General features: G+C 36.6%; 9 protein-coding genes. 7 read left to right on the top strand and 2 right to left on the bottom strand.

The annotated features are described in order from the left end of the window. Positions 1 to 249: 249 nt before the first annotated feature. Together ACFO5Y_RS05320 and ACFO5Y_RS05315 are read left to right on the top strand one after the other, a co-directional pair. The gene (locus ACFO5Y_RS05320; RefSeq protein ID WP_197105278.1) at positions 250 to 1,209 is read left to right on the top strand and encodes an NAD(P)-dependent oxidoreductase; all 960 of its coding nucleotides are present in this window, start codon (positions 250 to 252) and stop codon (positions 1,207 to 1,209) included. 104 nt (positions 1,210 to 1,313) lie between these two features. Next, positions 1,314 to 3,422: a pullulanase gene (locus tag ACFO5Y_RS05315; protein ID WP_197105279.1), complete on the top strand. Its 2,109-nt coding sequence runs from the start codon at positions 1,314 to 1,316 to the stop codon at positions 3,420 to 3,422. Between the two features lie 54 nt (positions 3,423 to 3,476). Here the strand turns inward: ACFO5Y_RS05315 and ACFO5Y_RS05310 are convergent, their stop codons facing one another. Together ACFO5Y_RS05310 and ACFO5Y_RS05305 are read right to left on the bottom strand one after the other, a co-directional pair. Further along, positions 3,477 to 3,929, bottom strand: a complete 453-nt coding sequence (locus tag ACFO5Y_RS05310) for a threonine/serine exporter family protein (RefSeq protein ID WP_197105280.1) — start codon at positions 3,927 to 3,929, stop codon at positions 3,477 to 3,479. Beyond that, positions 3,917 to 4,699, bottom strand: coding sequence for a threonine/serine exporter family protein (locus tag ACFO5Y_RS05305; protein WP_197105281.1), 783 nt, complete (start codon positions 4,697 to 4,699; stop codon positions 3,917 to 3,919). The genes ACFO5Y_RS05310 and ACFO5Y_RS05305 overlap by 13 nt, the downstream gene beginning before the upstream one ends. Positions 4,700 to 5,109: 410 nt before the next feature. Here ACFO5Y_RS05305 and recX point away from each other — a divergent pair, with 410 nt between their 5' ends. The 5 genes from recX to ACFO5Y_RS05280 all read left to right on the top strand — a co-directional run bounded on the left by recX (position 5,110) and on the right by ACFO5Y_RS05280 (position 11,993). After that, positions 5,110 to 5,952, top strand: a complete 843-nt coding sequence (recX, locus tag ACFO5Y_RS05300) for a recombination regulator RecX (protein WP_138404983.1) — start codon at positions 5,110 to 5,112, stop codon at positions 5,950 to 5,952. A 12-nt stretch (positions 5,953 to 5,964) separates the two neighbouring features. Continuing rightward, the gene (gene mutY / locus ACFO5Y_RS05295; protein WP_197105282.1) at positions 5,965 to 7,149 is read left to right on the top strand and encodes an A/G-specific adenine glycosylase; all 1,185 of its coding nucleotides are present in this window, start codon (positions 5,965 to 5,967) and stop codon (positions 7,147 to 7,149) included. Positions 7,150 to 7,169: 20 nt separating this feature from the next. After that, positions 7,170 to 8,912: an ABC transporter ATP-binding protein gene (locus ACFO5Y_RS05290; protein ID WP_197105283.1), complete on the top strand. Its 1,743-nt coding sequence runs from the start codon at positions 7,170 to 7,172 to the stop codon at positions 8,910 to 8,912. Next, complete coding sequence (locus ACFO5Y_RS05285) at positions 8,899 to 10,653, top strand: ABC transporter ATP-binding protein (protein ID WP_197105284.1); 1,755 nt, start codon at positions 8,899 to 8,901, stop codon at positions 10,651 to 10,653. Before ACFO5Y_RS05290 ends, ACFO5Y_RS05285 begins: the two co-directional genes overlap by 14 nt. Positions 10,654 to 11,441: 788 nt before the next feature. Further along, entirely contained in the window at positions 11,442 to 11,993 is a 552-nt protein-coding gene (locus ACFO5Y_RS05280) for a DUF402 domain-containing protein (RefSeq protein ID WP_138405463.1), read from the top strand. The last annotated feature ends 253 nt before the right edge of the window (positions 11,994 to 12,246 follow it).

Genomic DNA, 12,246 nt, shown 5'->3' with positions numbered 1-12,246 from the left:
ACGCCGTTGGAGGTCTTTATTGAGAATGTATCAGAGTTAAATTATTTCTAGCTTAAATTGACAAATCAAAAATCAAAAGGCATATCTTACTCATTCCATTCATATTCATGCTATATTAATACTATAATCTATTATACATTGAGTCAGGCAAGTTGTATTTAAGAAGATTATTTTTTATTTTGTTAATAATACTTGCAAGCGTTACCTTAAATCATTTAAACTATAAATATTGAATTATTGGAGGATATTATGAAAATTAGCTTATTAGAACCATTACGTGTACCAAAGGAATACATTGAAGAATTGGCACAGCCATTAAAAGATTTAGGCCATGGGTTTGTCTATCATGAAACAAAAACAACAGATCCAGATGAATTATATGAGCGTAGTAAAGACTCTGAAGTGGTGATTATTGCCAACAATCCGTATCCTAAAGAAGTGATTGAGAAATTAGACAAAACTAAATTTATCGATGTTGCTTTTACAGGGGTAGACCATGTAGATAACGCTAGTGCTAAAGAAAAAGGCATTAAAATCGCAAATGCATCGGGTTATGCTACTCAAGCAGTCGCAGAATTATCTATTGGTTTAGCTCTGAATGTTTTACGTGAAGTGAAACAAGGAGACTTAGATGTCCGTAAAGGCGACGATTTTCCAGGATTAATTCAAGGACAAGAAATTCATGGAAAAACAGTCGGTATTATTGGTACCGGGACAATTGGAATTCATACAGCAAAACTATTCAAAGCTTTCGGAGCTAAAGTCTTAGGGTATAACCGCTCAGAGAAACAAGAAGCGATTGATGCGGGTGTTGAATATGTAAGCTTAGATACACTGATTAAAGAAAGTGATATTATCTCAATCCATCTTCCAATGACTGAAGATACTAAGCACACAATCGGTAAAAGAGAGCTGGATAATATGAAAGAATCAGCTATCTTAATTAATGTAGCTAGAGGACCGATTATTGATAATGAAGCTTTAGCAAATGCTTTAAATGAAGGAAAAATCGCTGGTGCAGGCATTGATGTCTTTGACATGGAGCCACCAATTCCAAACGATTATCCATTACTTCATGCAAAAAATGCATTGTTAACACCACATGTTGGTTACTTAACTGATGAAGCAATGGTCCTTCGTGCTCAAATTGCCTTTGACAATGTAATGGCATATATTAACGGCGAAGATAAAAACATCGTATCTATTTAATATAGAATGAACTCACAGTCAGATAGTGTTGAGGACGATCGCTAATTAGATCCTTCAATATTATCTGGCTTTTTTGATATTAAACACAATGTAGGAGGAAGTTTATGACAGAAAGATTGACAACAAATCTCACTTGGAAAGAGAAAGATGAACAATTTGCATATGATGGACCACTCGGACCTGTATTAAATTCTGATGGGACAGCTGTATTAAGATTATGGTCACCGAGCGCTAAATCTGTCCAAGTATTATTGTATGATAAAGACAATCAAGAAAAACAAGTCGCAGTAGTGGAAATGAACTCATATGACAAAGGTTTGTGGGAAGTGACATTGAATCAAGAAACAGTGACTGGTATCGATAATTTCAATAATTATTGTTATCATTACCAAATTAACCGTGAGGATAAGACAGTCTTAGCTTTAGACCCTTACGCTAAATCACTGGGTACTTGGAATAGCCACGACGAAGCATCGTATATCGCCAAAGCCGCGATTGTTGCACCAGAGAACATTGGACAAAAATTAGATTTTGCTAAAGTTGAAAACTACAAACGAAGAGAAGATGCAGTGATTTACGAAGTTCACGTGCGGGACTTTACATCAGATCCATCAATAAAGGATGAACTACACCACCGCTTCGGAACGTTTGAAGCGATGACAGAACGCTTGGACTATATTCAATCCCTTGGGGTCACGCATGTGCAGTTATTACCTGTCTTAAGTTATTATCATGCGAATGAATACGAGACCGGTGAGCGCTTCTTAGAATATAAATCGGCCTGGACGAACTATAACTGGGGCTATGACCCCATGCATTATTTCGCTTTAACAGGGATGTATTCGATTAACCCAGAAGACCCATCATCCCGGATTAAAGAGTTTAAAGAACTTGTGAATGAAATCCACAAAAGGGGAATGGCAGTGACACTGGACGTCGTGTATAATCACACTGCAGAACTCCATATTCTTGAAGATTTAGAACCTGAGTATTATCATTTTATGGATTCAGATGGTACATCAAGAACTAACTTTGGTGGCGGACGTTTAGGAAGTACCCACTATATGACTCGTCGCTTAATTGTTGACTCATTAAAGTACTTAGTTGAAGAATTTAAAGTTGATGGCTTCAGATTTGATATGATGGGAGATTTAGATGCAGAAACAGTTCAATTAGCTTATGATGAAACGGTCAAAATTAATCCAAATATCTTAATGATCGGTGAAGGTTGGATTACGTACGTTGGAGATGAAGGTGCTGAGGACGTTCAAGCAGCGAATCAATTATGGATGTCAGATACAGAAGCTGTTGGCTCATTCTCAGACGAAATCCGAGACGAGTTAAAATCTGGTTTCCAAAGTGAAGGGAAGCCACGCTTTATTACTGGTGGGCGCCGAAATGTGCAGAAGATTTTCGATAATATTAAAGGGCAACCGCATAATTTCGAAGCGGACCAACCAGGTGATGTCGTCCAATATATTGAAGCACATGATAACTTAACTTTACACGATGTTATTGCCCAATCTATTAATAAAGATCCAATGCTCCATACGGAAGAAATCCATCAACGGATTCGCCTTGGAAACTTAATAGTATTAACATCTCAAGGGATAGCATTTATTCATGCCGGTCAAGAATACGGTCGTACCAAACAATTTAAGCACCCAGAATTTAAAACCATGGTAGATGAGTGGGGCGATATTCCAGATAATTCTACTTACTTTACTAATAATAATGGAGACCCGATTGAATATCCATACTTTATTCATGACTCTTATGACTCGTCCGATGCGATTAACAAGTTTGAATGGGAAAAAGTTAGAGGAGTGAATGGTTACTCAATTGAGAATACAACGATGGAGCATATGCGCGGCTTAATTCAACTCCGTCATTCAACAGATGCCTTTAGATTGGCGGATAAAGAACTCATTGATACAAATGTTCAACTATTAAATGTTCCAGAAATTCGTGAACGTGACGTTGCGATTGCTTATAAAGTGAGAGGAACTCAAGGGGACGAGTATATTATAGTGATTAATGGAAACAAACGTAGTCGTACGTTCACATTACCGGAAGAAGTTGAATTGGCGCAAGTGATTGCCGATCAGAATCGGGTTGATACTGAACCTTTAATGCAACCACAAGGCATTGAAATGTTATCTTCAACACAAATTAAATTAGCTGGTTTAAGCGCAGTCATTTTCAAGAAATAAAGTAAACATAAGAAAAACGTCGGAATTCCAAATCGAATTCTGACGCATTTTTGCTTATTTTCTCATGTTTAACATTTTGAATTGAACATGCATGTATATCTCTAAGATTGAATCTGTAAAAAATACACCTAAAGCAATCGCTCCAGCGATTGAAAGAGTTTGTATGAGATAATAATTACTTAGATCATAGTCTCCTTGAATAAAGTAAAGAGCTGTCTGATAAATCGCAGACCCAGGCACAAATGGGTAAAAGGCTGGGATATAAAAGATGGTTACCGGTGCTTTAAAACGACGCGCAAAGAATTGGCCAATTAATGATACAACACTACAAGCAAAAAATGTTGCTAAAGCAACACCCATTGGGTTTGCCAATAGAAGATATACAAGGTAGCCGATTGCTCCCGCATAACCCGTCTTAAAGATGAGTGATCTAGGTGCTTCAAGCGTAATGGCAGCTGTGATTGTGGCTACATATGCCCCGATAACTTGGATAATTATACCAACCATGATGTAACCTCCCCGTAAAAGTAAAGGCCAATTGCGACTCCAATTGCTAAACTCAGTGCAATAACAATCGCGTCAGCGACACGAGCGACACCAGAGATATAATCTCCTTTCAACATATCCCGAAGGCCATTGGTCACAGCAGTCCCCGGATATAGAGGCATTAAACCAGCAATGATAATAACATCAGTTGATATATCAAGTGGAACAACTGAAGCAATTACATTGGTTAAAAATGCAGTCACTAAGGTTGATGCTACGCCATAAATAAAGCCATTCAAATGGAATAAGTCTTTTAAAATACGTGAATAAGCTACAAGTAAGCCAGTAAAGATTGAAAAGACACTATCCCAAAAACCTCCACCTAAAAGAACAACAAAGGCAACTACTAAGATAACTGTTGCCAAATCTTTACTAAATACCGTGTAATCTGAATCATCTACCACCTCGAGACGTTCAGCTGCTTCATCAATCGTAATTTGACCACTTGTCAGTTGACGTGAAATATTATTTACTCGGTAAATCTTATTTAATTGGTTACTACGGTCTGTTATTCGACGGACTAACGTAATACCTTCGATTTCAGGATCTGAATCATCTAAAGTAACATATAGACCTGTCGTATTTGTGATGACTTCCGTGTTAGAAAGCCCACTAGTTTGAAGAATACGTCGAACCGTATCCTCAACTCGATAACTTTCAGCATGAGACTCTAGCATAATTCTACCTGCTGTTGTTGCTACTTCAACTATTTTTTTATGTTTCTTTCTCATAAAGATATCACCCACCTTTTGTTAAGTAATTCGTTAAGAGACATCCAAAATATGGTAACATAGTAATTGAGTAATCACTATTTAAATATAATTAAATTTTAATAAGGAGTGATTTCATGACAATGTTATATATATATTTAGTATTTGCCTTTGAATGCAAGGATGCCAATACAATTTACATATCCATTGATGATAAGGACAAGCCATTATATCAATTATATTTTAAATATGATAGAGAATGTACAAACTTTCAAAAAGTACTCCACAATTATTCAATGGAAATGGAACTACATAAATATTCGATTAAAACTCAACTCGAATTTATTTATAAATTTATTGAAACAAACCCATTTATGTATGAGTACCAATATACCTTATCGAATAAAAGAAAGTAGAGTGAGGTAAGACGTATGAAAATCACAAAAATTGCACAACAACAGAAACAAGCAAATCGTTATTCAATCTTCGTTGATGACGAGTTTTTTATTGGTGTCGATCAAGAAATTCTAATCGAATACGCTTTGCGTAAAGACCAAGAAGTGGATCAAAACTTATTAGATAAGATTAAATCAGCAGAGAATGATCATAAATTATACTCTGCTGCGATTAATTATTTATCTTACGGAATGCGATCGATCAAAGAAATGCGCGACTATTTACATAAGCAAAGAGATAAAAAAGAAAAAGAAGAGGATTCAATTGCACCTTCAGAAGAAGTGATTGAGAATACCTTGGATCGCCTAATTCGACAAGGCTATTTAAATGATTTGGAATATGCAAAAAGCTATGTCCGAACAAATTACACACTAAAATCTAAGGGACCAAACATTATTCAAAATGAATTGAAAGTCAAAAAGGGGATCAATGAAATGACAATTCTAGATGCAATGGACGAGTACCCAGAAGAAGAACAAAGCGAGAATATCCAAACACTCATTGATAAATTCATCCGAACAAAAAAATCATTGCCACCCAAAATGATGCGTAATAAATTGTATACTCATCTACTCACCAAAGGCTTTGACAAAGATTTAGTGAATCAACATATGAGTGAATTAACCTTTGATGATGCTGAAGATGATCAAGCAGATATGTTAGAAAAAGAAGCAGACAAGTATTTAAGAAAACATCAACGCCGATTTAGCGGCTATGATTTAAAACAAAAGATGATTCAAAGTCTACTTAGTAAAGGCTTTGACTATGAAATGATTAAAATTTGGCTTGAAGATAACGAAGCCGAAATGAATGAATAGAAAGTGGATTAAATGACGAACAAAAGACAAAAGTTAATCGAACAGTATCTAATCAATTGGAATGAAAAAAAGATAAAAGCATTCCGAACTCAATTATTAGATTGGTATGATGCGAACAAAAGAGACTTACCTTGGCGACAAACGAAGAACCCTTACTATATTTGGGTTAGTGAGATTATGTTGCAACAAACACAAGTTAATACAGTTATTCCATATTACGAACGGTTTATTAAAGAACTCCCCACAATTAAAGATTTAGCCGAAGTGGAAGAGTCTGAATTAATGGGTCTCTGGCAAGGTTTAGGCTATTATTCACGTGTTCGTAATATGCAATTTGCAGCTCAACAAGTGATGGCTGACTTTAACGGTGAGATGCCTAATACGTTGGAAGGCTTGCTTTCTTTGAAAGGTATCGGTCCATATACTGCCGGTGCAATTGGTAGTATTGCGTTTAATCTTCCAGAACCAGCGTTAGATGGTAACTTAATGCGGATTGTAGCTCGCTTATTTGAAATAGACCGTGATATCACTTTAAATAAGACGAAAAATGAATTCACTGGAATCTTATATCAGTTAATTGATCCGGAAAGGCCAGGGGACTTTAACCAAGCTCTGATGGATATTGGTGCCACCATTATGACACCAACAAATTACCAACCTGAAGATAGTCCAATCAAAGAATTTGATCAATCTTATCAGAATAATACGAGTCATCTATACCCAGTAAAGAAAAAGAAAACAAAAGCAACCAAACACCACCGAATCGCTTATGCGATAAGGAATCAAAAAGGTGAATGGTTAATGCGCAAACATAATGATAAAGAACTTTTAACGGGTCTGTGGCATTTCCCAATGGTTGAAGTGAATGTAGTTATGGAAGGCGCTACGAGTTCGGAATTGATAGAACCTTTAGTAGACCATTTAGATGAGAGCATTGATGTCGGCGAATTGAAGCTAGACCGATCATTGATATTGGAGGAAGAAGAAGGCTTTGAACTTCTACCAACATTTGCCAAAGTGAAGCATGTATTCTCACATCGGATTTGGCAAGTACAAGTGATTCCGTTTTTACTAGATGGGACAGCGGATTTGAGTGAGGAAGATTTCAAATGGGTAAGCATTCAAGCGCTAGAAACCCTACCAGTATCAACTTTACAACAAAAATTGTTTAATAGTATCGTATCCGATCGAGAATAAAGAAAAAGTAGAGGAATAATATGAGTAGATTATTTAGATATTTTGAAGGCTACAGGCTTAGTAGTATCTTCGGACCTTTAATGAAGTTAGTCGAAGCAGTTTTAGAATTGCTAGTCCCAATGATTGTAGCATTAATTATTGACGTTGCCATCCCAACTGGAGATGTAGCAAATATTATCAAATATATTTTGGTGATGTTTGGAATTGCTGCAGCTGGGCTAACCTTTTCAATTACAGCACAATTTCTATCAGCAAGGGCAGCTGTAGGTTTTGCAGAAAATTTAACCAATGATTTATTTGAATTTGTTTTACAATTACCAAAAGAAGTGTATGGAACGATTTCTCCCGGGAGTATCGTCACTCGATTAACGAGTGATACGTTCCAAATACAAAGTGGATTGAATACATTTTTCCGCTTATTCCTTCGTTCACCTTTTATTGTGTTTGGATCTTTAATTATGGCCGCACAAATTGATGGACGAATGACACTGATATTTTTAGCTATGATTGCCATTTTATTTGTTGTCGTTGGTGCCATTATTTATTTTGCAAATCCTTTTTATACACAAATCCGAGAGCAATTTGATTTATTAGTGACATTAACTCAAGAACAAATGAAGGGAATGCGTGTGATCCGCGCATTTCAACAAAAAGACCGAGAAGTGAATGAATTTAAAGCTCAAAATAAAAACGTCACTACCGACCAAATTCGAGTAGGTTTTATTAACGCCTTCACCAATCCATTAACATATATTGTGGTGAACGTAGCTTTAATTATCGTCCTTTGGCAAGGTGGGAATTTTATTAATTCTGGTTCTTTGACCCAAGGTCAGCTTGTCGCATTAGTAAATTATTTATTAGCTATCTTAGTGGAATTAGTGAAGATTGCGTTTGTTATTACGCAATTAAACCGAGCATACTCAAGTGCGAAACGTGTAGTAACTGTCTTTGAGCAATCACTTGAAACTGAAGTCTTTGAGAATAATAGCCAGCAAAATGAAGAGAAGCATACCGTTTTAAGTTTCCAAGATGTGACTTTTACATATCCGAATGCAACGAAGCCATCACTATCAAATATTGACTTCTCAATTAAAGAAGGCGATTTTGTCGGGATTATCGGAAGTACTGGATCAGGTAAATCAACCTTACTTCAATTAATTACAAAAACTTACGATGCCCAAGAAGGTGGCGTCTTCTTCCAAGAAGATTACTTTAATACAGATTCAAGGCGTGACCTAAGAGAGAATATCAGTGTTGTTCCAAGTAATGTTGCATTATTTAAAGGAACAATTCGTAGTAACTTATTATTAGGAAATCCTGAAGCGACGGAAGAGATGATGTGGCAAGCGCTAGAAGATGCGCAAGCATTGGATTTTGTCCGTTCATATCCAGAAGGATTAGACAAAGAAGTTGCTACTTTCGGACGTAATTTCTCTGGTGGTCAAAGACAACGTCTAACAATAGCACGAGCATTAATTAAACCGTCATCGTTATTAATCTTTGATGATTCAACGAGTGCGTTGGATTATGTCACTGAAGCGAATTTTCAAAAAACATTGAAAGAAAAATATAATGACCGTACGATTATTATGATTTCTCAAAGAACACATAGTTTACAACAAGCTAATAATATCGTGGTCTTAGAAGAAGGAAGACAAATCGGTTATGCCAGCCATGATGAATTACTGGCAAACAACCCTGTATACCAAGAGATTTACCAATCGCAAAATGTTAAGGAGGTAGCGGATAATGGAGAACACTAATAAAAGCAGTGCAAGTATCTTGAAGCGATTATTCTCTGATTTATCAGGACATAAATTACTTGTTGTTCTATCATTGATTTCAACAGTTATCCAAGTTGGACTGACGGTTTACCTCCCAATTTTAATCGGTCAAGCCGTTAATCAGACCATAGGTGAAGGGCAAGTAAACTTTGATGTCTTATTACCAACGCTAATGAATATGGGGATTGTGATTGGACTCAATGCTGTTGTTCAGTGGATTAACCCGATTTTATTTAACAAGATTACGTATGAAGTGATTGAATCACTTCGTAATCGAGTACTTGAAAAGGTTCACTCGTTGACATTAAATTATATAGACCAACGCAGTACCGGAGATTTAGTGAGTCGTGTTACAACAGATACCGAGCAATTAGGTGACGGGTTGATTATGATTTTCAACCAATTCTTTATTGGTATTTTAACGATATTCATCACTATCTTTACGATGGCTCAACTAGATTTAACTATGATGATTCTTGTTGTTGTATTAACACCAATTTCATTATTCATCTCACGCTTTATTGCTAAGAAAAGCTACTCACTTTTCCGCCAACAAACGAAGGCACGTGGGGAACAAGCGGATTTTATCGAGGAAAATATTCAACAAGCAGATATTGTTAGATTGTTTAATTCGCAAGCAGAAGCGACGGAGACTTTTACTAAGCTAAATGCTGATTATAGTGAAAAGTCCAAGTGGGCAATCTTTTACTCGTCGACAATTAACCCAGGAACGCGTTTTATTAATGCTTTGATATACGCAGCGTTAACATTTTTAGGAGCCGTTCGAATTGTGAATGGAACGTTTACTGTGGGAGAGTTAACGACATTTTTAAATTATGCGAACCAATATACGAAGCCATTTAACGATATTTCAAATGTACTCGCGGAAATTCAAAGTGCTCTGGCTTGTGCGGATCGACTATATACAATTATCGATCAGCCAGAAGAGGTAGAAACTGGACATAGATTGATTGATTCAAGTAATGTCGATGGAAAAGTAAACTTTAATCGTGCTTCGTTCAGTTATACAAAAGATAAAGAGCTGATTACTGACTTAACTTTATCAGTTAAAGCAGGTGATACGGTAGCAATTGTTGGGCCTACGGGCGCTGGTAAATCAACATTAATTAATTTACTGATGCGTTTCTATGACTTAGATCAAGGACAAATTTTAATTGATAATGAGCCGATTACCGACTTTACTCGCGAATCTGTTAGAAAGCAATTCGGGATGGTGCTACAAGAAACTTGGCTAAAAGGTGGAACAATTCACGACAATATCGCCTATGGTCACCCAAACGCATCTAGAGAAGAAGTGGTGAAAGCAGCCAAAGCAGCTCACGCCCATCGCTTCATTGAATTGTTACCTGATGGGTATGACACAGTCTTAACAAGTGGTGGTGCTGGGTTATCAACGGGGCAACAACAATTATTATCTATCGCGCGAATTTTTGTTTCAATTCCGACAATGTTAATTCTAGATGAAGCAACATCGTCGATTGATACAAGAACGGAAATTCTGATTCAAGAAGCATTTGATCGCTTGATGAGAGGGCGCACGAGTTTTATTATCGCTCACCGCTTATCAACCATCATGAATGCGGACATGATATTAGTTATGAAAGATGGTTCCATCGTTGAACAAGGAAATCACGATACTTTAATGAAGGCACGCGGTTTGTATTATACAATGCAATCGTCTCGTTCGCCTGAGGAATAAAATAAACCTTACTGAGTATGAGAAATCATATTTGGTAAGGTTTTTTTGATGGGTGTGTTGGTTGAGGTGTGTCGTGAGGATAGATGAGTGCAGGTTTAGTGTTAATTTAGTATTTGGGTTTGAGAGGAACGTGGGATTTTGGGTTAGCGGGACGTGTCATATGGGGACAAGGGAAATTGGGTGTTTAACGGGACTTGTCATGAGGTGACCAGGGGAATTGGAGCTCTATCAGGACATGTCATATGGTGACAAGGGAAATTGAAAGTTTAACAGGACTTGTTATGAGGTGACAAGGGGAATTAGGAGTTTAACAGGACATGTCATGAGGTGACAGTGGAAATTGGAAGGTTAACGGGACATGTCATTTGGTGACAAGGGAAATTGGGTGTTTAACGGGACTTGTCATGAGGTGACCAGGGGAATTGGAAGTCTAACAGGACTTGTCATGAGGTGACCAGGGGAATTGGAGCTCTATCAGGACATGTCATGAGGTGACAAGGCAAATTGGAAGTTTAACAGGACGTGTCATGTGGTGACAGTGGAAATTAGACGTTTAACAGGACATGTCATGAGGTGACAGTGGAAATTAACACACTAAACCAAAATTACCAATCAATAAAGCAGCGACTACAGTGATAAATTTTAAATCAAAGCAACTATTTTATATAAAACGTCAATACTCAAATCATTTTGTAACACAAGTGTAAGTATTATGTTATAATAATCGAGAATAACCATACAGTCGATAGACTGGAACGTAATATATAATATAGAAAGTGGGTTAAGTGATGAAACAACCGAAAGAAGGTGAATTCATCACTATTAAAAGTTATAAACACGATGGTTCGTTGCACAGGACATGGCGCGATAATATGGTCTTAAAAACGAGTGAGCAATCAATTATTGGTTGTAATGATCATACATTGGTTGTCGAATCAGATGGGCGTAGATGGGTTACTCGTGAAGTTGCACTCGTCTACTATCATAAGCATTTTTGGTTCAATATCATCGCAATGTTACGTAAACGAGGTGTTACATATTACTGTAACTTAGCTTCACCATATGTGATGGATAACGAAGCCTTGAAATATATTGATTATGATTTAGATATCAAAGTTTTTCCAGATGGGGAGAAACGTTTATTGGATTTAGATGAATATGAAATACATGGGCGTCGGTATCATTATTCAGATGAGATAGATCGCATTATCAAATACCAAATACAAGAGTTAGTGAGATGGATTGACGAAGGTCGCGGACCATTCTCTCAAGAATTTATTGATATTTGGTATGAACGTTATTGTCAGCTAACACATCGCAACAAAATAAATAATAACTAAATAGTAGTGAATTCGCTTAACGGGAGATTATTGAATCGCCATCGAAAGAGCGATATGCGATGATATCCCACGATACTGAGCCTCTTAGAAGATACCAATCTTTTAAGAGGTCTTTGTTTTGACAGAATATATATTTTGTGTATTATAGACTAACTAAGATTAATAATATATCGCCCAAAAATCACGATAAAGTCCATATAATTGTGTAAAAGATAAAAGGCCATGTAACAGCCCTTTTGCGGTACAATGTTTT

Source organism: Ruoffia tabacinasalis (assembly GCF_042652985.1).
In the GTDB taxonomy this organism is placed as follows: Bacteria; Bacillota; Bacilli; order Lactobacillales; family Aerococcaceae; genus Ruoffia; species Ruoffia tabacinasalis.
This window is presented reverse-complemented; position numbering and strand designations above follow the sequence as displayed.